This is a genomic window from Novosphingobium sp. FW305-C-30-35 (assembly GCF_058783135.1).
This window is the reverse complement of record NZ_JBYSYJ010000001.1, coordinates 997,737-1,021,493: the sequence shown is the minus strand read 5'-3', so window position 1 is coordinate 1,021,493 and position 23,757 is coordinate 997,737. Positions and strand designations below refer to the sequence as shown.

Here is a 23,757-nt window from a genome sequence, read left to right as displayed (position 1 = left end):
GAACCGCTGACGGGCGTCAGAACCCGGCTTCGATCGCCACGCGGATGGCATCGGCGCTGGTCTTCACGTCCAGCCCCTTGAGCACGGCGGAGCGGTGCATCTTCACGGTGCGTTCGCTAAGGCCCAGTTCGTAGGCGATCTGCTTGTTGAGCTTTCCGGCCGCCATGAGCACAAGGATTTCCTTCTGGCGGCGGCTGAGGCGTTCGACGCGTTCGGCAGCGCCATTGCGGCGCACGTCGTTGGCTGCGCCCTGTTCCTCGGGCAATTCGACTTGGCTGCCGAGGAAGTATTCGACTTCGCCTTCGGCATCGAAGATCGGCGCGACCATCACCGCGTTGCGGAAGCGGGTGCCGTCCTTCTTGTAGTTGATGATTTCGACCATCACCGGTTGCTTGCGGTGAATGCCTTCACGCAGGACCCTCGCCTTGTCGTCCTCCGTCGTCGGCCCGCGGAGGAAGCGGCAGTTGCGGCCGATGATCTCCTCTCGCGGGTATCCGGTCAGTTCGACGAACGCGTCATTGCAGGCAATGATCGGGTTGTCCGGCAAACGCGGATTGCTGATGACGGCGGCCGTCGGGCTGGAGGCGATCATCTCGGCTATGGACATGCGGACAGATATACGCGCCTTTCCGCGCATTTCCAGCCCGTGCCCTTTGGTCCGTGTTGTTCCTGACAGGGCCGGGGCGCATCCGGACATCATTCCGCAACCTTTTTTCGTGCCGGATCGGAGCCTTTGCCGATGAACGTCCTGTCACCCTCCCTCGCCGCCTCATCGGGCATGGCAGACGTCATCGGCGAGGACGGCAAGATCGTCGTTCCCGCCGAGGTCGAGGAAGCGATCCGCACGCTGATCCGCTGGTCGGGCGACGAACCCGAGCGCGAGGGCCTGCTCGATACGCCCAAGCGTGTGGCACGGGCCTGGCGCGAATATTGCCGCGGCTATGCCGAGGACCCGGGCCTGCACCTTTCGCGCACCTTCGAGGAAGTGGGCGGCTACGACGAAGTCGTGCTTCTGCGCGACATCCCGTTCCAGAGCCATTGCGAACATCACATGGCGCCGATCATCGGCACCGCCTCGATTGCCTACCTGCCTAAGGACCGCGTGGTCGGCATTTCCAAGCTGGCGCGCGTGCTTCACGGCTATGCCAGCCGGTTGCAGGTGCAGGAGCGGCTGACGGCGGAAGTCGCCAAGTGCATCTGGGACAATCTCCAGCCGCAAGGGGTCGCGGTGGTGATCGAGGCGCAGCACGGCTGCATGACAGGACGGGGGGTCAGGACGCATGGCGTGGGGATGGTGACGAGCCGGATGCTCGGTTGCTTCCTCGACGATGCCAGCAGCCGCAAGGAAGTCCTGGCGTTGATGGGACGTGGTTGAGCCCGCGAAAACACCGATGAAGATGCATGTTGCCATTGTTGGCGCAGGAATGTCCGGTCTTTCCTGCGCTTCCCAGCTCGTTCGCTCGGGCCATACCGTAGCGCTTTACGACAAGGGGCGCGGCCCCGGCGGGCGCATGTCGACGCGCCGCATGACCACGCCGCTGGGCGATGCCCATTTCGACCATGGCGCGCAATACTTCACCGTCCGCGATCCGGCGTTCATGGCGCAAGTCGCGCGCTGGTCGGCCAGCGGCGTTGCTGCGCCCTGGCCTGCCGCCGGAACCGGCGCGTGGGTCGGAGTGCCGACGATGAACGCCGTCATCAAGGACATGGCCGACCAGCACGACGTGACGTTCGGCTGGCACGTGCGCGGCCTTGTCCGCCGCGATGATCGGTGGTTCCTGACCGGCGAGACCGCTGCGGGAGAGCGGCTGCAGGCCGGGCCGTTCGACGCCGTTGTCGTATCCCTCCCGCCCGAGCAGGCATCTGCCATCGTGGCGCTGCACGATCTTTCGCTGGCGGCAACCGCGCTCGCCGCCCGGTCGCAACCGTGCTGGACCGGCATGTTCGCCTTTGCCGAGCGGCTGCCGGGCCGACAGGACACGGTACGCGAGGCGGGCCTCATAAGCTGGGCCGCGCGCAATGGTGCCAAGCCGGGGCGCAAAGGCCCGGAAACATGGGTGGTGCAGGCCAGCCCCCACTGGTCGACCCAGCACATCGAGGACACGGTGGAGCAGGTCACGGCAGCCCTGCTTGCCGCTCTGGGCGAGGCGCTGGAGGAAACCCTTCCGGAACCGGTCACGGCCTCGGCCCATCGCTGGCGCTATGCGATGTCGACCGGCAGCAACCTCGGCGCGCTGTGGAGCGCACAGTCGAAAATCGGCGTATGCGGTGACTGGCTGCTGGGTCCGCGCGTTGAGAATGCGTGGATATCGGGAAGGACCCTGGCAACCCGCATGATGGCCCGCGAACGCGAGGAAGTGGCCTGACCCTATCGACAGCCCTTCAAACGTCCGCTTATGAAGGCGGCCATGAGCACGTCAGAGACTTCGCCGATCAGGGGCAATTTCGAACAGGTCAACGACGGTCCCTGGGCCGGCTGGTGGAAATGGTCGGGCAAGGACCCGTTCGAGGACGGCACCGGTCCGTTCTTCGTGAAGCGCGACGAGCGCGGCATCGTCACCGGGTTCATTCCCGAAGCCAAGAACCTCAATGGCCATGGCATCGTCCATGGCGGATCGCTGATGACCTTCGCCGACTTCTCGCTGTTCATGGTCGCTGCCTCGAACGGCGACGAAGTGAGTGGCGTGACCGTGACGATGAACTGCGAATTCGTCAGCGGCGCACAGGCGGGCGAGATGCTGACCGCGCGCGGAGAATGCGTGCGCGCAGGGGGCAGCCTGGTCTTTGCCCGCGGCACGATCCTGCGCAACGGCGCGGATGGACAGGAGGAAGCCGTGCTGAGCTTTTCCGGCACGATCAAGCGGGCGCGACGCACCTCGCACTAGGGGTGGATCGTGGTTAGGCGCCGAGCCTTGCCAATTCGGCTCGCATCATCGCCTTGATCGGCTCGAGGCTGATGGCAGCCTGCCAGACAAGTTGAGCATCGACGCCAAAATAGTCGTGGCTAGCGAAATTGCGGAACGTGGCCATTTCGCGCCATGGCAGATGCGGATAGCGCTCCTTCAGCTCTTCGGGCAGCTTCTTGCTCGTCTCGCCGATCATAGCCAGGCGGTAGGTCAAAGCATCATAGGCTTCATCATTGGCAACAAGATCTTCGTAAGACCTGCCTTCGACAGATTTCTCCGCCTTGGCAATCAGCAACTCCAGATCGTCCAGCGTATCACGCAAGCTCGCCATCAGAACACCCGGACCATTTCATTCTCGATCCGCGCCCGCACACGTGGTCGCAGGCCATTGCGTGAAACGAGGTCAATCGATGTGCCAAGCTCATTTGACAATTCAAGCATCACACTTGCCTGATCAAACAGGCTGAATCTGGTGGACGGGTCATATTCATAAAGCAGATCAAGGTCAGAAGACTTGCCGGCATCGCCACGCGCGGTCGATCCGAAGACATAAAGCGCGTTGATGCCGCGCGCACGAAGACGGCGTTCGAGAGGCTTCAACCTGGCAATCGCTTCTGTCTTGTCCATGATGACAATATGCTCTTCACAACTTCGCGGTGCAATCGGGCATTCCCTCGCCGTCTTTCAAGCCGCCTCTGCGGCAACCTCGCGCATCTGCTGGCGCAACCAGTTGAGCCCGGCGTCGTCGGCGCGCGATTCATGGAATTGCATCATCTCGTGCATCTTGGGAAACGCGAACGGCATTGGCGCCCAGGCCAGATTGAAGCGGCGGGCGATCTGGCGGACAAGGCGCTCGTGCAGAACCGCAAGGCGCGCGGTGCCCTCGATGAACCACGGCGCCGAGGCAAAGCTGGACACGGTAACTTCTACCAGCCGTTCGCGCCCCATGCGCGATAGCGTGGAATCGGCAAAGGCTGGAGTGCGCGTGGCCCCGAAGGCGACGGTGACGTGACCTGCGGCGTAGAAGTCTTCCTCGGTAAGCCCCCGCTTGAGCACCGGATTTTCTGCCCAGCCGACCACGACCTGTTCTTCCTCGAACAGGATTTCATGCGGATGCCAGGCAGCAAGGAACGGCTCGGGCGTGACGAGGAGGTCGGCCTTGCCCGATTCCAGTTCGGACACGGCCTGTTCGGTCGGCTGGATAATTTCCACGCGCACGCCCGGCGCCGTTACGGCAAAGCGCTCGATCAGGGGGACCAGCACGGCAACCATGATGTAGTCCGAACTGACGATGCGAAAGCGGCGGGTCGAGGTCGTCGGATCGAACGCGGTGGGCGTGGTGATCGCACGCTCGACCCCGCGCAGGGCGAGCTGAATCTGTGGGTGGAGCCCCTCGGCGAACGGCGTGGGGTGCATGCGCTTGCCTACGGCGACGACGATCTCGTCATGGAAGTAGTCGCGCAACCGGCGCAGGGCCGCGCTTGTCGCAGGCTGGGTCAGGCCGATCCGCTCTGCCGCGCGGGTGACGCTGCGCGTTTCCATCAGCGCGTCGAACACGACGAGCAGGTTGAGATCGAGGCCCTTGAAGCGCATCGGCAGCCACCTTTGGTTCAATCACAAGGTGATTGGTTGAGCTTCCAAACCACAATTCTTGGTGATTGTGAAGTCCTCTCCCAAAGGCGCTGCCGAAGGTGGTGGTGGCAGCGCTTGAAATGGTTTAATCGGTCGCTTAACAAGAGTGTCAACAAGACACCGTTGGGAGATTCGGATGGCCGGCGTGCTGGATGGAAAGGTCGTTGCCGTGACTGGCGCCGGGCGCGGGATCGGGCGCGAGATCGCGCTGCTCTGCGCCCGTGAAGGTGCTGCGGTGGTGGTCAACGATCCAGGCGTGGCGCAAGGCGGGGACGGCGGGGATGCAGGGCCGGCGCAGACCACGGTCAACGATATCGTGGCAGCGGGAGGCAAGGCTCACGCCAATCTTGCCAGCGTGGCCGATCCGGCGGGCGCAGCCAGCATCGTGGAAGATGCCGTGCAGCGGTTCGGGCGGATCGACGCGGTGGTGAACAACGCCGGCATCCTGCGCGACACGATCTGGCACAAGATGTCCTACGAGGACTGGACGAGCGTCATCGACGTGAACCTCACCGGCGCGTTCAATGTGTCGAAGGCGGCGACGCCCTACTTCCGTGAACAGTCTTCCGGCAGCTTCATCCACTTCACCTCCACCTCGGGCCTGGTCGGCAACGTGGGACAGGCCAACTATTCGGCGGCGAAGCTCGGGCTGGTGGCGATGTCGCAGTCGATCGCGCTCGACATGGCGCGCTGGGGCGTACGGTCGAACTGCATCGCGCCGTTTGCGTGGAGCCGCATGACCGCCTCGATCCCGGCCGAGACGCCCGAGCAGAAGCTGCGGGTGGAGCGGATGCAGACGATGAGCGCCGACAAGATCGCGCCGCTGGTGGCCTATCTCGCTTCGGACCTTTCCGTGGACGTTACCAACCAGATCTTCTCGGTGCGCAAGAATGAGATCCTGCTGTTCGACAAGCCACGCCCGGTGCGCTCGATGGTCAAGCTGGAGGGCTGGACGCCCACGGCCATTGCCGAGGAGCTGATCCCCGCATTCCGCCCGAGTTTTGCGCGCGCCGACGAGGTTTCGGCACACGTCTTTCCCTACGACCCCGTCTGAGGAACCCTGACATGGCCAACGTCAACCCCGGCATGGACCCGGAAATCTTCGAACAGTTCCTCGAACAGCTGCGCCGCTATGTGCGCGAGCGGCTGATCCCCGCCGAGGACGACGTGATTGCCAATGACCGCATCCCCGACGATATCCTCGACGAAATGCGCGAGATGGGCCTGTTCGGCATCACCATCCCGGAGGAATACGGCGGTGCGGGCATGAACATCAGCCAATACATCACCACGGTGATGCACATGGCCTATGCCTCTCCCGCGTACCGTTCCACCGTGTCGATCAACATCGGCATGACCGGCAGCGCGATCAAGAACCATGGCACGCCTGAACAGAAGGCCGAATGGCTGCCGCGTATCGCCAGTGGCGAGATTGCCTGCTTCGGCCTGACCGAGCCGGGATCGGGATCGGACAGCGCGGCGATGCAGACCACCGCCGTGCGCGACGGTAACGGCTACCGGCTCAATGGCACCAAGCGCTACATCACCAACAGCCCAAGCGCCAGGATCGGCCTGATCATGGCGCGTACGTCGAAGGAAGCGCTGCCCAAGAACGCGCACGTCTCGGCCTTCATCGTCGATATGAGCACACCCGGCATCACCGTGGGCAAGCCCGACAAGAAGATGGGGCAATCGGGCGCGCACATCGCCGATGTCATCATGGAGGACGTCCATATTCCGGGCTCGGCACTGGTCGGTGGCGAGGAAGGGCGCGGCTTCCAGATCGCGATGCAGAGCCTTGATAACGGACGCCTTTCGGTGGCCGGCATGGGCGTGGGCATGGGGCGCCGCGCGCTTGATACCGCGATCCGCTACGCCAACGAACGCAAGGCCTTTGGCGAACCCATCGCCAATTTCCAGCTGATCCAGGCGATGCTGGCCGACAGCGAAGCGGACCTCTACGCCGCCGAATGCATGGTCGCCGATGCCTGCGCCCGCGCCGACCGCGGCGAGAACATCCAGCGCAAGGCGGCAGCGGCAAAGCTGTTTTCGTCCGAGGCCTGCGGGCGCGTGGTCGACCGCTGCGTGCAGGTGTTCGGCGGTGCCGGCTACCTTGCCGAATATCCGGCGGAGCGCTTCTTCCGCGATGCGCGCATCCTGCGCATCTACGAAGGCACCAGCCAGATCATGCAGTTGCAGATTGCCAAGCACCTGTTGCGTGAGTTCGCCAGCGAAGGGACCGTCTGGTAAGTCATGTACCAGCTGCTCTCCGGGCTTTCGATCGTCGAGGTCTCGTCCTTCGTCGCCTCGCCGACGGCGGGCCTCTATTGCGCGCAGATGGGGGCAGAGGTCATCCGCATCGACGATCGGCGCGGCGGCCTGGACTACAAGCGCTACATGATGACGCGCGAGGGGCGCTCGTTGTCGTGGGAGAACCTCAACCGCGCGAAGAAGAGCGTGGCGCTCGACCTGCAGACCGGTGAAGGGCGCGAACTGGCGGTGGAGCTGGCGCGCAAGACGGGGCAGGTCATCACCAACCTGCCGGTGGAAAGCTTCATGGCGCATGAGCGGATTGCGGGAGGGCGGCCCGATCTCGTCTCGGTGCGTATCATGGGCTGGCATGACGGGCGGCAGGCAATGGACTTCACTGTCAACGCCGCCTCGGGCTATCCTCTGATGACCGGGCCCGAGGAGTGGGACGCAGGCACCGCGCCGCCGGTCAACCAGATACTGCCGGCCTGGGACTTCATCACCGGGGCCTATTGCGCCTTTGCGCTGCTGGCGGGATTGCGCCATCGCGATGCCACCGGCGAAGGCAGCGAACTGCGCGTGCCGCTCGGCGACGTCGCCATCGGTACGGCCTTCAATGCAGGGGCGGCAGCGGAAATGCTCTATCGCGGAGGCGACCGCGAACGCATCGGCAATGCCATTTGGGGCGCGTTCGGGCGCGATTTCCGCAGTGGCGATGGCCATCGCTTCATGGTCGCCGCGCTGACGCCCAAGCAGTGGAAGGCGACGGTCGAGGCGTTCGGGCTGACCGATGATGTGGCCGCGGTTGAAGCGGAACTGGGGGTGAGTTTTGCCGCCAGCGATCATCACCGCTTCGTCCACCGCCACCGCCTGTTCTCGATGTTCCAGGAAGCGGCGGAGCGGTTCAGCTACGCCGATCTCGCCGCGCGGCTGACCAGGACCGGGGCTACGTTCGAGCGTTATCGAACGATGCACGAGATGGCGCGCGATCCGGACCTCGTCACCCACAATCCGCTGTTCGGCCCATCGCCCGCCAACCCGAGCGGCTTCGAATACCCCGCCCCGCGCAGCTTCGCCAACATCCCCGACCGTGAAGCGGGAGATCCGTTGCCCGCGCCCTATCTTGGCCAGCACAGCGAGGAGGTCCTGGCTGATCGGCTGGGCATGTCCTCGGGCGAGATCGCCGCACTGATCGACAAGGGCGTCGTCGCCACTTCAGACAAGGAATGACCATGACCCTTCGTAGAGCCGCCATCGTCGCCCCGATCCGTACTGCCGTCGGCAAGTTTGGTGGCAGCCTTTCCTCGCTCACCGCCGGGCAGCTTGGCGCGACGATCCTCACCGCGCTGATGGAGCGGACGAAGATCGATCCCGCCCGGGTGGACGACGTGATCTTCGCGCAAGGCTACGGCAATGGCGAGGCGCCGTGCATCTCGCACTGGTCCTGGCTGCTGGCCGGACTGCCCGAGGAAGTGCCAGGCTATCAGCTTGACCGGCGCTGCGGGTCCGGGCTGCAGGCCATCGTCAATGCGGCAATGATGGTGCAGACGGGCGTTTCCGAGGTGGTCGTGGCCGGCGGCGTGGAATCGATGTCCAACGTCGAGCACTACACCACCGATGTGCGCAAGGGCGTGCGCGCAGGCTCGCTGACGCTGCATGACCGCCTGACGCGGGGGCGGGTGATGAGCCAGCCGATCGAGCGCTATGGCGTGATCTCGGGCATGATCGAGACGGCGGAGAATCTTGCAAAGGACTTCGGCATCAGCCGCGAGGCCTGCGATGCCTATGCCGTGCGCAGCCACCAGCGCGCCGCAGCCGCCTGGGCCAAGGGCCTGTTCGATGATGAACTGGTGCCGGTGACCATCCCGCAGAAGAAGGGCGACCCGGTGACCTTCGCACACGACGAGGGCTATCGCGCCGACGCGACGATGGGGTCGCTCGGCAAGCTCAAGCCGCTTGAAAAGGGTGTGGTCACCGCAGGCAATGCCAGCCAGCAGAACGATGCGGCGGCGGCGTGTCTGGTCGTGGCCGAGGACAAGCTGGAAGAGCTTGGGCTGGAGCCGATCGCCTGGTTCCATTCGTGGGCAGCGGCGGGCTGCGATCCCTCGCGCATGGGCTATGGCCCGGTCCCCGCAACCGAGCGGCTGTTTGCCCGCAATGGCCTGTCGTGGGCCGACATCGACCTGATCGAGCTGAACGAGGCCTTCGCGCCGCAAGTCCTCGCCTGCCTCAAGGGCTGGGGCTGGTCCGACGATGACAGCCGCCATGACATGCTCAACGTCAATGGCTCGGGCATCAGCCTCGGCCACCCCATCGGCGCGACCGGCGGCCGCATCCTCGCCAACCTCACGCGCGAACTGCAACGGCGCGGCGGGCGCTATGGGCTTGAGACGATGTGCATCGGCGGCGGGCAAGGCATAGCAGCCGTATTCGAGGCCGCCTGATGATCCTCTCGCCTTATGACTCCGAGGACCACGGCGAAATCCGCGAGGGCGTGCGCAAGCTCTGTGCGCAATTCGCGGGCGAATACTGGCGCAAGCTGGACGAGAAGCGCGAGTACCCTACAGAATTCGTCAACGCGCTGACGCAAGCGGGCTGGCTTTCGGTGCTGATCCCCGAGGAGTACGGTGGCTCGGGCCTTGGCCTTGGCGCGGCGGCGGCGATCCTCGAGACAATCCAGGCCGAGGGCGGCAATGGCGGGGCGTGCCACGCGCAGATGTATATCATGGGCACGATCCTGCGCCACGGCTCGGAAGAGCAGAAGTGCCAGTACCTGCCAAAGATCGCCAGCGGCGAGTTGCGCCTGCAGGCCTTTGGCGTGACCGAACCGACGAGCGGGACCGACACCACCAGCTTGCGCACGTTTGCAAGGCGCGAGGGCGACGAATACGTCGTCAACGGCCAGAAGATCTGGACCAGCCGGGCCGAGCATTCCGACCTGATGCTGTTGCTGGCGCGGACCACCCCGCGCGAGGAGGTGGCGAAGAAGACCGATGGGCTTTCAGTGTTCATCGTCGACATGCGTGAAGTGGTGGGCAGATCGCTGACCATCCGCCCGATCCGCACGATGATGAACCATGCGACCACTGAGGTGTTCTTCGACAACATGCGCATCCCGGCCGCGAACCTGCTGGGCGAGGAGGGCAAGGGCTTCCGCTACATCCTCTCCGGCATGAACGCCGAGCGGGTGCTGATTGCTGCGGAATGCGTTGGCGATGCCAAGTGGTTCACGCAGCGGTCGGTGGAGTACGCCAAGGAGCGGCAGGTGTTCGGGCGGGCGATCGGCGCCAATCAGGGCGTCGCCTTTCCCATTGCCAAGGCCTATGCTCAGATGCGCGCGGCGGAACTGATGGTGCGCGAGGCGGCGCGGATGTACGAAGCTGGCCTGCCGATGGGGGCAGAGGCCAACATGGCCAAGATGCTCGCCGCCGATGCCTCATGGGAAGCGGGCAACGCCTGCGTCCAGACCCACGGCGGCTTCGGCTTTGCCGAGGAATACGACGTGGAACGCAAACTGCGCGAAACGCGCCTCTATCAGGTCGCGCCGATCAGCACGAACCTGATCCTGTCGTTCCTGGCCGAACACGTGCTCGGGCTGCCAAGGAGTTATTGAGAGGGCAAGAGAAGCCCGTCAGGACGCGATACCGTTGCGGGTCGTTCAAACTCGCCTCCAACCTCCCTGCCGTCACCCCGGGCTCGACCCGGGGTCCCGCTTTTCAGGCTCGAACGACCGATCAGTTGTCCTGTTCGTTCACCGCCAGCAGCGCCAGTTCGGTGCGGTTATCGATGCCCAGCTTCTGGTACATCGTGTGCAAATAGACTTTCACCGTGCCTTCGCCGATGCCCAGTTCCGCGCCGATGTCGCGGTTGCGCAGGCCACGTGCCACCAGCCCGGCGATCTTGCGCTCGCGCGGGTTGAGCTTGGCCAGCGGCCCCTGCGCATCGGGGCGCAGCGAAAGATCGATGGCCCGCTGCAGGAAGATTGGCTCGATGGCCTTCTGGCCGCCGTGAACCTTTTCCAGCACGTCGACCAGGCCGTCTTCCGCCCCGTCTTTCGAGACGATGCCCTCTACCCCTGCACGCATCACCGAAATCAGCTGGCGATCATTGATTTCGGCGGTCAGCAGCACGACAGGGCGCTTGTCGCCACGATCGCGCAAGACTTCCAGCGTCTGCACGCCGTTCATGCCGGGCATGTTGATATCAAGCAGGACAATGGCCGGATCGTGGGTCTTGATCGCATCCAGCGTTTCCTCGCCACTTGCGGTGGCCGCTACTACCGAGAACCGGGTGCCGCGCAACACCGCTTCCACGCCTGCGCGGATGAAGCCGTGGTCATCGGCCACTAGGACTGGAATCATGCAAGTTCTCCGGATCGTAAGGCAATTTCGAGACGAGCGCCGCCTCTGCTGGAATCAAGCCTGAAGCTCCCCCCCAGCGCTTCGACACGTTCCGAAATCGAGCGTGGCCGCGCGGCATTGCCGAGGGTGGGGAATCCGACACCATCATCGGTGATGCTCAGGCGCAGTTCGCCGACATCTTCGGTCAGGGTGACAAGCACCTTGCTGCACTTGCCGTGACGGGCCGCGTTGGCAATCGCTTCGCGCACCAGTTGGCGGATTTCGTGGGAAAGCTGCACGGACACCGGCTCGGGCGCACCTGTCAGCACAAGCTCGGTCGAGATGTGCCAGTGCGCACCTGCCTCAGCCAGAAGATCGCGCAGCTCCTCGGCAATATCGGTCCGGCGGTCGCTGTCCTGTCCCCGCCTCAGTCGTTCGATCAGCAGGCGCAGCTGCCCCTGTTCGCGGCGCAATGCGTTCTTGATCGAATCGATCTCGCCTTCCGGGTCATTGCCTTCGCGGATCCAGCGTCGCAGCGCTTCGAGACGGAACAGCGTGCCCGCCAGGAACTGGGCGACACTATCGTGCAGGTCGCGCGCGACCGCGTGCCTGATGCCGGTTTCGGCTGCTGTTCGGGCAAGCAGGGCCATTTCTTCCCGGTCCAGCGCCTGTCCGACCTCCCGGGCGATGGCAGACATCAGGCCGATATCGTCAAAACTGAGGGCGTGGGCATTCCACACAACGAGATGGCCGGACCCCATCACGCTGCGCACCGAAGCGATCATCCCGGTCTCGACACCGAGGTAGGTTGCAAGCCGCGAATCCAGCTGCTCGGCGCGGACTTCGATCGCGTCGTCGACAGGGGTTTCGATCAGTTGCCTGCTTCGCTTCATGTCTATGAGCATCGTCGGCAGGGGGGCAAGGAGCTCCTCCGCGAATGTTTCAGGCGAAAGGCGCTGTCTGTCCGGAACCCCATCGTCCATGCGGCGCAGATCGATCCACGGTTCCTCGCTGCTGGCGAAGGCGAAGGCGACGTTGCGCGCTCCGAAGGACTGGACCAGCAGATTGAGCGCTCCATCGAACACGAGGTCGCGCCGTTTGCCCGGAATCCCCGTCGGCTCTGGCAACACTGCCAGGCGCCCGGTCGAGCGTGACATGCTCAACCAGATCAGCATCGAGGCAAGCAGGATCATGTAGATCGTGCGCCGTACGAAGCGGTAGGGATCGATGTCGACGCCCCAGGAGTACAGGATCATTCCGAACAGCAGGTTCGTGAACAGCAAAACGATGGCGGTGACGACCGTGGCGCGCCAGTTCCAACGGACCATGGCGACAACAAGCAGGAACGCGGCCAGTGCGAGGAACGGGCTCTGGAACTCGGTGTAGCGGCTTTCGGTGAAATAGACTGCCGCGATGAAGATTGCGATGTCGATGGCCTGCGCGGCTGGAGCAAGCCGAAAATCGAACCACCAGCTTCGCCAAGCGAGGACCATAAGCGCTGCCGTCCACAGCGTGTATGCCGAAAGCAGGCTGTAGCCCAAGGCGCTGTCCCGCACCGGTACGGTCGGATCAAGCACCAGGGCGAGCAGAAACGCAAGCGCAAGGATGGCCCGCCCGGTCGCAACGACTCGCCCCGTGTTCCGCCTGCGCATTTCCTACCCGTCCTGTCCTGATTCGGACTCCCCGCATCATTTTTGCACGCCATACGCGCCGTGAACAGCGATTTGGACACGCCGGGTTTGCGCCGCCCCAAGTTAAGCGCGTTTTAACTGGCTGATCACCTTCATGGTGCGATGAATGAAAGAATATTTGGCAAATCCGGGGTGTTCGTGCAGAATTGACAGTACCGGATGTTTACCTTTTTCGAAGGCCGGGAATAGTCGGGATTCATCACTGCAATGATTGTGACGGGCGAACTTTGCGACAATCCGCTGGTCGAGCTGACGGCAAAGCAAAGAGAGGTTCTCGATCTGTTGATTCAGCATATGACATCGAAGGAGATCTCGCGTCAGCTCGGGATTTCGCCTCATACCGTCGATCAACGCATCATGCTGGCCCGGGCCAAACTTGGCGTGGCCACCCGGGGTGAGGTCGCGCAAGCCTATCGCCGAATGGTGGAGACATACGAACAACCCGTATATGAAGATTCCCATATACGTTTTCCGCCGCTTCCGGTCGAAACCAGCTCTCGGGATGACACGGATGTCGGACCGTCAGGAGCAGAGGCCAGGCTTCCGGTGCAAGATGCACCAGGGATCGAGGGTCGGGCCGATGCTCCGGTCGAACGCAGGCGCCAGGCGCCGGCCGAGGCTGACGGGATGGTCTATCATCATGTCCTCCCGGAGATGTTCGACGGGCCGAACGGCACCCTTCTGCGGCTGGGGTATATTGGCGGCATAACGGTGTTCCTGATCCTGATCGTGCTGGGTGGGCTGAGCATGTTCATGCAACTGTCCGCCATGCTCGATCGGTAGGGCAAGGTCCTTCACCGACCATCTCCTTCCATGAACCGGATTTCCGGCGCGGGGGCGTCGGCGTCCACATGAAGGGGTCCGTCCCGACAATGGGGCGGGACAGGGTGTGAAGATGAAAGCTACTGACAACACGATCGCGATGACCTTCGGGCAAACCAAGGGCGGGCAAGCCAAGGCGCGCGCCGCCGTTGCCGGCAATGCCACCGCCGTTCATGGCCTGCGCATCAGCCGCGATCTCCACGATGCCGAGGCCGCGCTCGATGAAGCGCTGATCCGCCAGGCGAACCTGCTCGCCACCATGGTCCGCGCCCGGCGTGAAACCCCGGTCGGCCCGTTCACCGGCCAGGAAGCGCTGCTCCGCCTCGCCGCCAGCCAGAAGGCGGTGCTCGATGCCAGCGGCGAACTCGCCCGCGTCCATGGCAAGCTGGCCGACGTCGGCCGCGAAATGGGCTCTGGCCTGGTCGACGACTGCCCGCCCACGGGCTCGCTCGGCGATGCCGCCCACCCGGTCGCGCTGGTCGATGCGGCCTGAGCCTCGGGCGCTGATGAATCGGGCAGCAGGCAGGGGTTGAAGCAATGCTCGTGATCTGGGCCGCTCGCATCGCCTTTGTCGGCATCCTCGTCTTTGCCTTGCGCAAGGGCGGGGAGCCGGAGCGCATGGTCGCGGCCATCCTTATCGCGACTATCCTGCTCGATCTCGCCAACCATGCCCTGTTTGGCAGTCCCGCCTTCTTCGCGATCGACCCGGGGCACCTGGTCATCGACAGCTGGGCCCTGGCCGCGCTGCTGTGGGTAGCCTTGCGCGCCAACCGCGCCTGGCCGCTCTGGGCCTGTTCGGGGCAGGTGATCGTGATCCTCGCCCACCTCGCCAAGATGATAGACCTCTCGCTCGTCCGCTACGGCTACTTCGCGATGAGCCAGCTGCCCATCGCCATCCAGAGCGCCGCGCTTCTCCTCGGCACCACCGCGCATCTCCAGCGAACCGACCGCATCGGCCGCTACCACGCCTGGCGCCTCACCTGACGCCCTAGGCACCCCGGCCCGCCGCCGGACACCGCAAGACATCGCCGCCTTACCATCCATCCCATTTCACGGGAGCCACAGACATGACCGTACGTTCCATGCGCAGTGCGCCCCCCCGGCGCGATTCCGTCGGCCGCCGGGCCGGTCTCACCATCGTCGGCGCCCCGTCCGCTCCGGCCGCGCCCGCCTTCGCCGCGCCCGCCGCCCCGGCGCTCGACGAGGCGACCATTGCCCGCCACACCGTCGCCGCGCGGGAGTTCTACAACGCCCGCCGCCGCCGCCACAAGCACCTGCCCGCCGATCTCTTCGGCGAGCCCACCTGGGACATCCTGCTCGATCTCTACGTCGCCGGGCGCGAGAACCGCCGCGTGCCGACCACCAGCGCCTGCATCGGCGCCCATGTCCCGCCGACGACCGCGCTGCGCTGGCTGCGCATCCTCGAGGCGCGCGGCCTGGTCGAGCGCGAGGACGATGGCCGCGATGGCCGCCGCACCTTCGTCCACCTCAGCCCCGCCGGCCTTGCCGCGATGGACGCCACGCTCGCCCTGATGTGCCAGCGCATGGACGACATCGCCGACAAGATCCTCACGCCAACCGCCGAAGACTGACCGCTCATTCCTCCCCGTCAGGGGGAGGAAGGGCATCGCCAGCGAAGGAGGGGCCAGCGGAGGAGGGGCCAGCGCCGCCCGGCACCTCCCCGCGCAACGCCCCCTCCCGCAACACCGCCTCCCGCATCCCCAGCAACTTGGCCCGCAGCGAAGCCCGCGCCCCATCGGCCCGCGCCGCATCCGCCGCCGCACGCTCGGCCTCCCAGCGCACCTTCAGCGCCTCATAGACCGGATGCCCCTCGCGCAGGTCGTTCACCCTCACTGCCCCATACTTCTCCGGCCGCCGCGCGCGCAGCAGGAACATCAGCAGCCCGGTATTGTGATGCGTCCAAGTGGCGACAACCTTCCCGCGAGATACCACCGGCCGCTCCTCCCCGGCAATCGCCCGCTCGAGCGCACAGTCCTCCAGCCGCGAATAGCCCCGCTCCACCGCCGCATCCCACGCCCGCGCAAAGTCCTCCGCGCCCGCCCGATGCCGCAACTTGTACAGCGCCTCCACCGAAGCCCCGATGCTCAGCGCCGCCTGACTCACGATCCCCGTAGCCGCCAGCGTGGCAATGAACCGCCGCTGCTTGTCCGGCGTGATCGAATTGCGCCGCGGCGCCACATGCACGAACGGCGCAAACTCCAGCGCCGAGTCCTCGACAACATCCACCCGCCGCACCCGAGACGTCCGCCCGCGCTCCGCCATACCACCTCCGCTCATCGAGATGCCGCCTCAACCCCCGCTCATCCTGAGCCTGTCGAAGGAGAGCCTGTCGAAGGACGCAATTAACCCATACGGTTAAATGTAGGAAAGCGAAAACTGGGAAGTGTCAGGAAGAAAGCCAGAATGCGAGGGTCAAAACCCTCGCGCCTCAACATTGCGAAGAGTTAATCCGTTTCCTTCTTAGCTAAGGTCCAAGCGGGTGAATCGAGCGGCGCTAAAATGGCCTTATCGTATGACGGACGATATCCAGTGGTTGACCTTACTCCCCCGCCTGAAATCTCAATTATTTTATTTGAATCCCCGTACCCATGTGCGTGCCAGATTACAATTCTGTCCATCCCATATACTCTCAGAGTATCGATAATATTATCATAAAATGTGTTATGCTTTTGAAATATATATCTCCAAAAAACTTCGCTGGATTTAAGTGAGCAAACTAAAAAATGCTCGATACCATTGACAGTATTCAAGCAATCTTTTATCTTTTTTTCCAAATTAAATATGTTTTCCGGAATAACTTCAAATACATGATCGTGCGATAGCAGTGAAATAATTGGATGAAATTCATTGAATATGACACGGGCATTTGTTGATATTCCAAGTAAATCGCCCCATTCCGGCGGAAATACGGCTGACATGGAGTTAATAGTTTTATCAATACGCTTCATTTCTGATCGAGATTGCCATGCGAGCGCAACTGTCGCACCGAAATTGTGCGGACTTCCTTCTATTAGAATCCGCCCGCCTCCAATCCAGCTGGCTAAAGTTAAGCCAGTGCTGTGCTCGCGCGGCAAAAGAGCCTCTGCGAAATGTAAGTCTTCCTCTGACGAAATTAGCGGATACTCATCGATCTTAGTCATGAATGATGTTCGAATTGGGCTGCAGACGGGAAATTGCAGCTCTTGCCAATGATGAGTAAGGCGATCTGGCGTAGTCACCTTCCAAAATAAACTTTCATCAAATGGGATGTTTTTATCAATAATTCCAATGTTTAAAGCTTGATTAAGGGATGAAAACCGCGTTCCAAAACTGGATTTTACAAAATCCAGAACGACATTCTTTGACATTGTATTTATAAAAACGTCGACAATATCTTTATGTGCGGAGGAATCTAAGGCCAGACGACTTACACTTATCTCCATGCCATCGGTGTAATTTATATCCGCGCAAGCTAATTCAGGGCCATAAGAATGGTCCTGAACGCTAAATCCTTTCCAAGAAAATTCCTTAAAATATCTTGGAACAAAAAATCAACATTGCTGTTGATGTCTCTCATCTGACTCCCGTTGAGGCTGAGATACGCTACTGAATTGGCGCCATCTAGCTCGAAATATGGTAACGAAATTCTTGCGTTTCCTAATTTCTCAGGTAGAAAAAACTCCTGAACGCCCGTCCATCGCAAAGAGCGCGCAGCATGATTTTTTAATACTTTAGCCCTCGATAAGTCGACATCAAACCTCTCTCTCCACTCCTCTGTGTAAAGGTCGCCATCTTTGTGAGATGGCATTTTAATTGCACTAATTACCTTGGGTGTGGACCGATCAAAGTGATCGGTCCATCCTGGACCAAACACTTTAGACCCAAGACCAAAGACCTCATCATCGATCGAGATGGCACAGGGCATCCACCGCAAGGTTGCGCTTAGGTATCGCCATAGTTGATTAACCCAGCCTCTAGGGTCATCGTTCAACATCTCCGGTTTTAGGCGCAGCCTTATGTCCGATCCAGGTAGGCGTTGTAGCTTTGAAAGTTCTCCAAAATCTGAAAGTCCTTCGATAACAAAGCGCCAACCGGTGGCGTCCGGATCCCCAGAGTGCTGTGAGCGACGCGTTGCAACTTCAAGGCGATCGGCAATCATGAAGTAGCTCAGAATGCCAATGCCGAACTGACCAGTTCTTCCCACTGAGAATCCGGCGGCTTTTGCTGAACGTTCCAATGCCTTTGATTCAGAACCTGATCCGAAAGTTGTTGAGCAATACCAGCATGTTGTGATTCACGCCTCTTTGCGAAGAGATGGAGTGAATGGTGACATGGACTGGTATTGCCCGGCGCGAGCATAGCCGGGAGGGATTGCGATATCCATCGGATATGACGGATGCGGAGTGGGCGCTGGCAGAGCCATTCGTGCCTCCGGCAAGGCGTGGAGGCCGACCTCGAACGGCAGACATGCGCGAAGTCCTCAACGCTTTGCTTTATGTAGCCGCGAGTGGGTGCGCGTGGCGACTCTTGCCCAAATGCTTCCCTCCGGTGTCGACGGTGCGGCGCTACTTTTACGCCTGGCGCAATGCCGGTTTGTTCGAGGCCATCAACACCGTGCTGGTTATGAACCTGCGGGAAATCGAAGGACGCGAAGCCTCGCCCAGTGCTGGAGTGATCGACAGCCAATCGGTGAAGACCACGGAAAGTGGCGGAGTTTCCGGGTTTGACGCAGGCAAGAAGGTCAAAGGCCGCAAACGACACATCCTGACCGACACATGCGGCTTTCTGATCTTCATTCTCGTCCACGCCGCCGACATTCAGGATCGCGATGGTGCTGTCGATGTGCTGGCTGCCGTCCGGACGCGGTTTCCATGGTTACGCCATGTCTTCGCTGACGGCGGCTATGCAGGTGATAAACTGCGATCCGCGCTTGTCGGCATGGGCAAGTGGACTATCGACATCATCAAGCGTTCCGACAAAGCCAAGGGCTTCGAGGTGCTACCGCGCCGATGGGTTGTCGAGCGAACCTTCGCTTGGCTTGGGCGCTGTCGAAGGCTGGCAAAGGATTGGGAAAGGTCCATCGCGTCATCCACCGCATGGGCCCTCATCGCCTCAATCCGCATGCTCACGCGCAGAACCGCAAGATACTGTCAAATTTGATCAACTTCTGAATCGGGCTCTCAGGCCGTGGCGCAGATCCTCCAACCAAGAGACTGCGTTCGATGATCGCTTTGCTCATGCCAGTCCCGGTATCGACACATTGCAGCCAGTATCGGTCACCCTCCTCGTAGAATCGCAGTTTCACCGAATGGATTGCGCTTAGCGCGTTTGCGACGGTTTGGCTCTTTGGGTCAGAACTCGCTAGGCGTTGATATGCGATTTCTTCGCAAACAGCGTCCACTGCATTTTGGACCAACTCCCGAACAGCAACTAGCGGACTGCCATAGAGTGCTGTTCCGGACAGCAGTGCCAGAATGCGATCAGGCGACGGTCTGAACGCTCCGTCAATGTAGACGAAAGAGCCATTCGCTTCCCGAACGTCCGTCGTCAACTTAGCAGGCCACACCCATTCATAATTCGGCCTTGTACTTGGGAGTATTATTCCTCGAGTAAACGCATTTTCCTGTGCTAGTGCGCTACATGTCATAAGCTCATCATCTACCCATTTGGCTGTCATGAGAACAGCGTTATGGATTTGGGCGCTTGTTGTTCGCGCTGTAAATATTATTTGACGCTTTATTGCATCAAGTTGGAAAGAAATTTGCTTGTCTTTGTACCAATAAATTCGACTGTTTGGAGATATATCACGAGATTTCAGTATGATGTCAGGTGTACGTTCTGGATCGAATTCCATTACATCAGCGAGGCGTAGAATAGCTGAAAGATAACGCAAATTCATGTTTTGTGGAGGTGAACCCACTATCTTCGCATCAAAGCGATCTTGTCTAAGCTCGGCGATCCCTTCGTGATGGCTTCTACAGATCGTAACTAAATCGTCTATCCAACCGTTATAGAGTACATTAGAATGAGTCGAAAACTCCGATTTTATCCAATCCTCACTCCAATCATTATGCTTGCTGCGGCCATAGTATGCGCATATGTCGTCGGCCAAATTTATGTGGCTCGACGTCAAAGTATCCGTTGCAATGGGCAGTGGTACATCCGGCCGATTTTTGTCCATCCAAGCCTGTAGGTCGGAGGCAATCTCATCGCCAATAAGTGCCTGTTCCCCCGTTAGCACATAGCGGTAAATGGCCTTCGTAAGATCTCGCGATGGTGTCATTCCAACGTCGTGGCAGTAAGCGGAAAGCAGGAGCATTGCTATTTCCGCGTCGCTCAGGCGCTCCATGCCTTCGTCACCGAGAAGATCGGCCATCATCCTGGCGACCCTGAAACTGTGCTCTGCGTCATGAAGCGTAAAGTCCGGTGAGTTCGGCGTGCCGGATCGCAGGACTGTTTCAACCTTGGGCATGTAGTGGTGCAGGGCCAACGTGATTTTGGAATCGTTTGCTCGCTCAGCTAAATGTTCGAAGAGTCTTGTATTGGTCCAATTGCTCACTTTGGCGTCCTCATGCGTCGCTTGAGCGACGCATACAAAAGTTGGATGTCCTTAAAAATCGAAACTTTCGCTAGCATATTGGCGAATTGATTACTGGTCATGGATGTCATGTCAAATTTCCGACCCCCTTGACCCCACCCCCAAACCCGCCTAAGGGCGCGTCCTTCCACAGGTGCGGCCCCTTTTAATCGATGGGGCTGCGTCCGTGGCTTGAGCTGAACATTGCCGGTGCGTCTGGGTCTCTCAGGTAATCCGTCAAAGTAACCCGGTGACGAAAGTTGCGGGTGGAGCGTTTCGGTTCGTGATTGCGTTTGGGGGAGGGGCTTGTCCGTCACCTTCCCGGTTTGCGCATTTGCGGTGCCCGCATCCTTCACCTTCGGCCGAAGCGCCACAATCACAGGTGAAGAGTACTTCATGCCCACAATCAATCAGCTGGTCCGCAAGGGCCGCGAACCGCAGAAGGCCAAGTCCAAGGTCCCTGCGATGGAGCAGAACCCGCAGAAGCGCGGCGTCTGCACCCGCGTCTACACGACCACCCCGAAGAAGCCGAACTCGGCGCTTCGCAAGGTCGCCAAGATCCGCCTGACCAACAGCCGCGAAGTCATCTCGTACATCCCGGGTGAAGGCCACAACCTGCAGGAGCACTCGGTCGTGCTCATCCGCGGCGGCCGCGTTCGCGACCTTCCCGGCGTTCGCTACCACGTCCTGCGCGGCGTGCTCGATACGCAGGGCGTCAAGGACCGCAAGCAGTCCCGCTCGAAGTACGGCGCCAAGCGTCCGAAGTAAGGTTTAGCGAGGCCCGGCTGCGGCCCGCTCCCCCTCCCGGCTACCCTGCGAAGGTAGCATCTGGGTGGCCGGGAGGGGGAGCGGGCCGGAGCCGCAGGGTGGACCCGGATGGGGCCACCGCACTCCGAAGGAGTATAGAGTATGTCACGTCGTCGTCGTCCGGAAAAGCGGGTCATCCTGCCCGATCCGAAGTTCGGTGATCAGGTTCTGTCGAAGTTCATGAACAACCTCATGCTCGATGGTAAGAAGTCGGTTGCCGAAAGCATCGTCTACGGTGCGCTCGAAACCATGCAGACCCGTGCGAAGGCGGACCCGGTCCAGCTCTTCCACGATGCGCTGAACAACGTCCGTCCGCAGATCGAAGTGCGCTCGCGCCGCGTCGGTGGTGCGACCTACCAGGTCCCGGTCGAGGTTCGCCCCGAGCGTGCCCAGGCGCTCGCCATCCGCTGGCTGATCACCGCTGCGCGCAACCGCAGCGAAACCACGATGGCCGCGCGCCTCTCGGCCGAGCTGCTTGATGCTGCCAACAACCGTGGCAACGCCGTCAAGAAGCGTGAAGACACCCACCGCATGGCCGACGCCAACCGCGCGTTCAGCCACTACCGCTGGTAATCGTCGCCCGTCTTTAAACGGTCACGAACGTAACCATATGGGCGGAGCCTCTCCGGCTCCCCCATAGACCCAAGGAATAGCACCATGGCACGCAGCCATCCGCTCGAGCGCTATCGCAATTTCGGCATCATGGCGCACATCGACGCCGGCAAGACGACGACGACCGAGCGCATCCTCTACTACACCGGCAAGTCCTACAAGATCGGCGAAGTCCATGACGGCGCCGCCACCATGGACTGGATGGAGCAGGAGCAGGAGCGCGGCATCACGATCACGTCGGCCGCCACCACCTGCTTCTGGCAGGACCACCGCCTCAACATCATCGACACCCCCGGCCACGTCGACTTCACCATCGAAGTCGAACGCTCGCTGCGCGTGCTCGACGGTGCCGTGGCCGCCTTCGACGGCGTCGCCGGCGTGGAACCCCAGTCGGAAACCGTCTGGCGCCAGGCCGACAAGTACAACGTCCCCCGCATGTGCTTCATCAACAAGCTCGACCGCACCGGCGCGAACTTCAAGTACTGCGTCCAGACGATCATCGACCGCCTTGGTGCTACGCCGGCGGTGTTGTACCTGCCCATCGGCGCGGAAAGCGATTTCAAGGGCCTCGTCGATCTCGTCGAACAGCGCGCGATCATCTGGAAGGATGAATCGCTCGGTGCCGAGTTCTTCTACGAGGAAATCCCGGCCGACATGGCCGATGAAGCCGCGCTGTATCGTTCGCAGCTTGTCGAACTCGCCGTCGAACAGGACGACGAGGCGATGGAAGCGTACCTCGAGGGCAACGAGCCCGACGTGGCTACGCTCAAGAAGCTGATCCGCAAGGGTACGCTCGGCCAGGCCTTCGTGCCGGTGCTGTGCGGCTCGGCGTTCAAGAACAAGGGCGTTCAGTGCCTGCTCGACGCGGTGGTGGACTACCTGCCTTCGCCGCTCGACATCGAGGACGTGCAGGGCATCAACCCCGACACCGAAGAGCCCGACAGCCGTCCGACCGCGGACGACGCGCCGTTCTCGGCGCTGGCGTTCAAGATCATGAACGACCCGTTCGTCGGCTCCCTGACCTTCACCCGCATCTATTCGGGCACGCTGACCAAGGGCAGCTACCTGAACTCGGTGAAGGACAAGAAGGAGAAGGTCGGCCGCATGCTGCTGATGCACTCCAACAACCGTGAAGACATCGATGCGGCCTACGCCGGCGACATCGTTGCCATCGCGGGCCTGAAGGAGACGACCACGGGCGATACGCTCTGCTCGGAAAAGCACCCGATCATCCTCGAGCGCATGGAATTCCCCGAGCCGGTCATCGAGCTCTCGGTGGAACCCAAGACCAAGGCCGACCAGGAGAAGATGGGCATCGCGCTCAACCGTCTCTCGGCTGAGGACCCTTCGTTCCGCGTTTCGACCGATCACGAATCGGGCCAGACGATCATCAAGGGGATGGGCGAACTTCACCTCGAAATCCTTGTCGACCGCATGAAGCGCGAGTTCAAGGTCGAGGCTAACGTCGGTGCGCCGCAGGTGGCCTATCGCGAATACCTCGCCAAGCCGGTCGATCTTGACCACACCCACAAGAAGCAGTCGGGCGGCACCGGCCAGTTCGGTCGCGTCAAGGTCAAGGTGACGCCGGGCGAGCGTGGTTCGGGCTTCGTCTTCAAGGACGAGATCAAGGGCGGTAACATTCCCAAGGAATATATCCCCGCGATCGAAAAGGGCTTCCGCGAAACCGCGCTGACGGGCTCGCTGATCGGCTTCCCGATCATCGACTTCGAAGTCCTGCTTTATGACGGCGCGTACCACGACGTCGACTCGTCGGCCCTGGCCTTCGAAATCTGCGCCCGCGGTGCCATGCGCGAAGCCGCCCAGAAGGCCGGCATCAAGCTGCTCGAGCCGATCATGAAGGTCGAGGTGATCACGCCTGAGGAATACCTCGGTGACGTGATCGGCGACATCAACTCGCGTCGTGGCCAGATCCAGGGCACCGACAGCCGCGGCAACGCCCAGGCTGTTACCGCCATGGTCCCGCTGGCGAACATGTTCGGCTACGTGAACCAGCTGCGCTCGTTCACCCAGGGCCGTGCAAACTACTCGATGTTCTTCGACCACTACGACGAGGTCCCGGCGAACGTCGCGACCGAGCTCAAGGCGAAGCTTGCATAAGA

26 protein-coding genes are annotated in these 23,757 nt (G+C 61.6%); 16 read left to right on the top strand and 10 right to left on the bottom strand.

What is annotated here, in order from left to right; all coding sequences use genetic code 11:
* Positions 1-16: 16 nt before the first annotated feature.
* Positions 17-607, bottom strand: coding sequence for a PAS domain-containing protein (locus tag AC3WLM_RS05070; RefSeq protein WP_039337698.1), 591 nt, complete (start codon positions 605-607; stop codon positions 17-19).
* A gap of 171 nt (positions 608-778) precedes the next feature.
* Between AC3WLM_RS05070 and folE the strand changes: the two genes are divergently transcribed.
* From folE to AC3WLM_RS05055, 3 genes are read left to right on the top strand one after another with little or no spacing between them, the layout of a single operon-like run.
* Positions 779-1,375 carry a GTP cyclohydrolase I FolE gene (gene folE / locus AC3WLM_RS05065; protein WP_039337745.1) on the top strand — a complete coding sequence of 199 codons (597 nt, stop codon included), beginning with the start codon at positions 779-781 and terminating at the stop codon, positions 1,373-1,375.
* A 16-nt stretch (positions 1,376-1,391) separates the two neighbouring features.
* The gene (locus AC3WLM_RS05060) at positions 1,392-2,366 is read left to right on the top strand and encodes an NAD(P)/FAD-dependent oxidoreductase (RefSeq protein WP_492476770.1); all 975 of its coding nucleotides are present in this window, start codon (positions 1,392-1,394) and stop codon (positions 2,364-2,366) included.
* A 42-nt stretch (positions 2,367-2,408) separates the two neighbouring features.
* Positions 2,409-2,885 (top strand): PaaI family thioesterase, encoded by a 477-nt coding sequence (locus AC3WLM_RS05055; protein WP_492476769.1) that lies wholly within the window; start codon positions 2,409-2,411, stop codon positions 2,883-2,885.
* Between the two features lie 13 nt (positions 2,886-2,898).
* Here the strand turns inward: AC3WLM_RS05055 and AC3WLM_RS05050 are convergent, their stop codons facing one another.
* From AC3WLM_RS05050 to AC3WLM_RS05040, 3 genes are read right to left on the bottom strand one after another with little or no spacing between them, the layout of a single operon-like run.
* Positions 2,899-3,237 (bottom strand): HepT-like ribonuclease domain-containing protein, encoded by a 339-nt coding sequence (locus AC3WLM_RS05050; RefSeq protein ID WP_492476768.1) that lies wholly within the window; start codon positions 3,235-3,237, stop codon positions 2,899-2,901.
* Positions 3,237-3,533: a nucleotidyltransferase family protein gene (locus AC3WLM_RS05045; RefSeq protein ID WP_492476767.1), complete on the bottom strand. Its 297-nt coding sequence runs from the start codon at positions 3,531-3,533 to the stop codon at positions 3,237-3,239. Before AC3WLM_RS05045 ends, AC3WLM_RS05050 begins: the two co-directional genes overlap by 1 nt.
* A 57-nt stretch (positions 3,534-3,590) precedes the next feature.
* Entirely contained in the window at positions 3,591-4,499 is a 909-nt protein-coding gene (locus tag AC3WLM_RS05040) for a LysR family transcriptional regulator (RefSeq protein ID WP_492476766.1), read from the bottom strand.
* Between the two features lie 175 nt (positions 4,500-4,674).
* Here AC3WLM_RS05040 and AC3WLM_RS05035 point away from each other — a divergent pair, with 175 nt between their 5' ends.
* The 5 genes from AC3WLM_RS05035 to AC3WLM_RS05015 are packed head-to-tail and all read left to right on the top strand — an operon-like array spanning position 4,675 to position 10,401.
* Positions 4,675-5,592, top strand: a complete 918-nt coding sequence (locus AC3WLM_RS05035; protein WP_492476765.1) for an SDR family NAD(P)-dependent oxidoreductase — start codon at positions 4,675-4,677, stop codon at positions 5,590-5,592.
* An 11-nt stretch (positions 5,593-5,603) separates the two neighbouring features.
* On the top strand, positions 5,604-6,788 hold the full coding sequence (locus AC3WLM_RS05030) for an acyl-CoA dehydrogenase family protein (RefSeq protein ID WP_039337694.1): 1,185 nt from the start codon (positions 5,604-5,606) through the stop codon (positions 6,786-6,788).
* A gap of 3 nt (positions 6,789-6,791) precedes the next feature.
* Positions 6,792-8,018: a CoA transferase gene (locus AC3WLM_RS05025; RefSeq protein ID WP_492476764.1), complete on the top strand. Its 1,227-nt coding sequence runs from the start codon at positions 6,792-6,794 to the stop codon at positions 8,016-8,018.
* Between the two features lie 2 nt (positions 8,019-8,020).
* Entirely contained in the window at positions 8,021-9,232 is a 1,212-nt protein-coding gene (locus AC3WLM_RS05020; protein ID WP_492476763.1) for an acetyl-CoA C-acetyltransferase, read from the top strand.
* The gene (locus AC3WLM_RS05015; RefSeq protein WP_492476762.1) at positions 9,232-10,401 is read left to right on the top strand and encodes an acyl-CoA dehydrogenase family protein; all 1,170 of its coding nucleotides are present in this window, start codon (positions 9,232-9,234) and stop codon (positions 10,399-10,401) included. Before AC3WLM_RS05020 ends, AC3WLM_RS05015 begins: the two co-directional genes overlap by 1 nt.
* A 121-nt stretch (positions 10,402-10,522) precedes the next feature.
* Here AC3WLM_RS05015 and AC3WLM_RS05010 read toward each other — a convergent pair whose 3' ends face one another.
* Positions 10,523-11,149, bottom strand: coding sequence for a response regulator (locus tag AC3WLM_RS05010; RefSeq protein ID WP_039337690.1), 627 nt, complete (start codon positions 11,147-11,149; stop codon positions 10,523-10,525).
* Positions 11,146-12,780 (bottom strand): sensor histidine kinase, encoded by a 1,635-nt coding sequence (locus AC3WLM_RS05005; RefSeq protein WP_062343243.1) that lies wholly within the window; start codon positions 12,778-12,780, stop codon positions 11,146-11,148. The genes AC3WLM_RS05010 and AC3WLM_RS05005 overlap by 4 nt, the downstream gene beginning before the upstream one ends.
* 246 nt (positions 12,781-13,026) lie before the next feature.
* Here AC3WLM_RS05005 and AC3WLM_RS05000 point away from each other — a divergent pair, with 246 nt between their 5' ends.
* The 4 genes from AC3WLM_RS05000 (at position 13,027) to AC3WLM_RS04985 (ending at position 15,233) form a co-directional block, all read left to right on the top strand.
* Entirely contained in the window at positions 13,027-13,602 is a 576-nt protein-coding gene (locus AC3WLM_RS05000) for a helix-turn-helix domain-containing protein (RefSeq protein WP_492476761.1), read from the top strand.
* A 112-nt stretch (positions 13,603-13,714) separates the two neighbouring features.
* On the top strand, positions 13,715-14,134 hold the full coding sequence (locus tag AC3WLM_RS04995; RefSeq protein ID WP_062343241.1) for a hypothetical protein: 420 nt from the start codon (positions 13,715-13,717) through the stop codon (positions 14,132-14,134).
* A gap of 44 nt (positions 14,135-14,178) precedes the next feature.
* The gene (locus AC3WLM_RS04990; RefSeq protein WP_492476760.1) at positions 14,179-14,625 is read left to right on the top strand and encodes a hypothetical protein; all 447 of its coding nucleotides are present in this window, start codon (positions 14,179-14,181) and stop codon (positions 14,623-14,625) included.
* Between the two features lie 83 nt (positions 14,626-14,708).
* A complete protein-coding gene (locus tag AC3WLM_RS04985) occupies positions 14,709-15,233 on the top strand; it encodes a hypothetical protein (RefSeq protein WP_492476759.1) in 525 nt (174 codons plus the stop codon).
* A gap of 4 nt (positions 15,234-15,237) precedes the next feature.
* On the opposite strand, the gene AC3WLM_RS04980 is transcribed toward AC3WLM_RS04985, so the two are convergent.
* The 3 genes from AC3WLM_RS04980 to AC3WLM_RS04970 all read right to left on the bottom strand — a co-directional run bounded on the left by AC3WLM_RS04980 (position 15,238) and on the right by AC3WLM_RS04970 (position 17,878).
* The gene (locus tag AC3WLM_RS04980; protein WP_492476758.1) at positions 15,238-15,888 is read right to left on the bottom strand and encodes a hypothetical protein; all 651 of its coding nucleotides are present in this window, start codon (positions 15,886-15,888) and stop codon (positions 15,238-15,240) included.
* A 218-nt stretch (positions 15,889-16,106) separates the two neighbouring features.
* Entirely contained in the window at positions 16,107-17,084 is a 978-nt protein-coding gene (locus AC3WLM_RS04975) for a hypothetical protein (RefSeq protein WP_492476757.1), read from the bottom strand.
* A 29-nt stretch (positions 17,085-17,113) separates the two neighbouring features.
* Positions 17,114-17,878, bottom strand: a complete 765-nt coding sequence (locus tag AC3WLM_RS04970; protein ID WP_492476756.1) for a hypothetical protein — start codon at positions 17,876-17,878, stop codon at positions 17,114-17,116.
* Positions 17,879-17,964: 86 nt separating this feature from the next.
* Here AC3WLM_RS04970 and AC3WLM_RS04965 point away from each other — a divergent pair, with 86 nt between their 5' ends.
* A complete protein-coding gene (locus tag AC3WLM_RS04965; protein WP_226019834.1) occupies positions 17,965-18,801 on the top strand; it encodes an IS5 family transposase in 837 nt (278 codons plus the stop codon).
* Here the strand turns inward: AC3WLM_RS04965 and AC3WLM_RS04960 are convergent.
* On the bottom strand, positions 18,767-20,200 hold the full coding sequence (locus AC3WLM_RS04960; protein WP_492476755.1) for an HD domain-containing protein: 1,434 nt from the start codon (positions 20,198-20,200) through the stop codon (positions 18,767-18,769). The genes AC3WLM_RS04965 and AC3WLM_RS04960 overlap by 35 nt on opposite strands.
* Positions 20,201-20,614: 414 nt before the next feature.
* Here AC3WLM_RS04960 and rpsL point away from each other — a divergent pair, with 414 nt between their 5' ends.
* The 3 genes from rpsL to fusA all read left to right on the top strand — a co-directional run bounded on the left by rpsL (position 20,615) and on the right by fusA (position 23,755).
* Entirely contained in the window at positions 20,615-20,986 is a 372-nt protein-coding gene (rpsL, locus tag AC3WLM_RS04955; RefSeq protein WP_011444902.1) for a 30S ribosomal protein S12, read from the top strand.
* Between the two features lie 141 nt (positions 20,987-21,127).
* Positions 21,128-21,598, top strand: a complete 471-nt coding sequence (gene rpsG, locus AC3WLM_RS04950; RefSeq protein ID WP_039334380.1) for a 30S ribosomal protein S7 — start codon at positions 21,128-21,130, stop codon at positions 21,596-21,598.
* 84 nt (positions 21,599-21,682) lie between these two features.
* Positions 21,683-23,755, top strand: coding sequence for an elongation factor G (fusA, locus tag AC3WLM_RS04945; protein WP_039334378.1), 2,073 nt, complete (start codon positions 21,683-21,685; stop codon positions 23,753-23,755).
* Positions 23,756-23,757 lie beyond the last annotated feature (2 nt).

Excerpts from the sequence above, each read along its gene's own strand:
- AC3WLM_RS05070 (WP_039337698.1), bottom strand. The coding sequence starts at position 607 with ATGTCCATAGCCGAGATGATCGCCTCCAGCCCGACGGCCGCCGTCATC.
- folE (WP_039337745.1), top strand. The coding sequence starts at position 779 with ATGGCAGACGTCATCGGCGAGGACGGCAAGATCGTCGTTCCCGCCGAG.
- AC3WLM_RS05060 (WP_492476770.1), top strand. The coding sequence starts at position 1,392 with ATGAAGATGCATGTTGCCATTGTTGGCGCAGGAATGTCCGGTCTTTCC.
- AC3WLM_RS05055 (WP_492476769.1), top strand. The coding sequence starts at position 2,409 with ATGAGCACGTCAGAGACTTCGCCGATCAGGGGCAATTTCGAACAGGTC.
- AC3WLM_RS05050 (WP_492476768.1), bottom strand. The coding sequence starts at position 3,237 with ATGGCGAGCTTGCGTGATACGCTGGACGATCTGGAGTTGCTGATTGCC.
- AC3WLM_RS05045 (WP_492476767.1), bottom strand. The coding sequence starts at position 3,533 with ATGGACAAGACAGAAGCGATTGCCAGGTTGAAGCCTCTCGAACGCCGT.
- AC3WLM_RS05040 (WP_492476766.1), bottom strand. The coding sequence starts at position 4,499 with ATGCGCTTCAAGGGCCTCGATCTCAACCTGCTCGTCGTGTTCGACGCG.
- AC3WLM_RS05035 (WP_492476765.1), top strand. The coding sequence starts at position 4,675 with ATGGCCGGCGTGCTGGATGGAAAGGTCGTTGCCGTGACTGGCGCCGGG.
- AC3WLM_RS05030 (WP_039337694.1), top strand. The coding sequence starts at position 5,604 with ATGGCCAACGTCAACCCCGGCATGGACCCGGAAATCTTCGAACAGTTC.
- AC3WLM_RS05025 (WP_492476764.1), top strand. The coding sequence starts at position 6,792 with ATGTACCAGCTGCTCTCCGGGCTTTCGATCGTCGAGGTCTCGTCCTTC.
- AC3WLM_RS05020 (WP_492476763.1), top strand. The coding sequence starts at position 8,021 with ATGACCCTTCGTAGAGCCGCCATCGTCGCCCCGATCCGTACTGCCGTC.
- AC3WLM_RS05015 (WP_492476762.1), top strand. The coding sequence starts at position 9,232 with ATGATCCTCTCGCCTTATGACTCCGAGGACCACGGCGAAATCCGCGAG.
- AC3WLM_RS05010 (WP_039337690.1), bottom strand. The coding sequence starts at position 11,149 with ATGATTCCAGTCCTAGTGGCCGATGACCACGGCTTCATCCGCGCAGGC.
- AC3WLM_RS05005 (WP_062343243.1), bottom strand. The coding sequence starts at position 12,780 with ATGCGCAGGCGGAACACGGGGCGAGTCGTTGCGACCGGGCGGGCCATC.
- AC3WLM_RS05000 (WP_492476761.1), top strand. The coding sequence starts at position 13,027 with ATGATTGTGACGGGCGAACTTTGCGACAATCCGCTGGTCGAGCTGACG.
- AC3WLM_RS04995 (WP_062343241.1), top strand. The coding sequence starts at position 13,715 with ATGAAAGCTACTGACAACACGATCGCGATGACCTTCGGGCAAACCAAG.
- AC3WLM_RS04990 (WP_492476760.1), top strand. The coding sequence starts at position 14,179 with ATGCTCGTGATCTGGGCCGCTCGCATCGCCTTTGTCGGCATCCTCGTC.
- AC3WLM_RS04985 (WP_492476759.1), top strand. The coding sequence starts at position 14,709 with ATGACCGTACGTTCCATGCGCAGTGCGCCCCCCCGGCGCGATTCCGTC.
- AC3WLM_RS04975 (WP_492476757.1), bottom strand. The coding sequence starts at position 17,084 with ATGGAGATAAGTGTAAGTCGTCTGGCCTTAGATTCCTCCGCACATAAA.
- AC3WLM_RS04965 (WP_226019834.1), top strand. The coding sequence starts at position 17,965 with ATGGTGACATGGACTGGTATTGCCCGGCGCGAGCATAGCCGGGAGGGA.
- rpsL (WP_011444902.1), top strand. The coding sequence starts at position 20,615 with ATGCCCACAATCAATCAGCTGGTCCGCAAGGGCCGCGAACCGCAGAAG.
- rpsG (WP_039334380.1), top strand. The coding sequence starts at position 21,128 with ATGTCACGTCGTCGTCGTCCGGAAAAGCGGGTCATCCTGCCCGATCCG.
- fusA (WP_039334378.1), top strand. The coding sequence starts at position 21,683 with ATGGCACGCAGCCATCCGCTCGAGCGCTATCGCAATTTCGGCATCATG.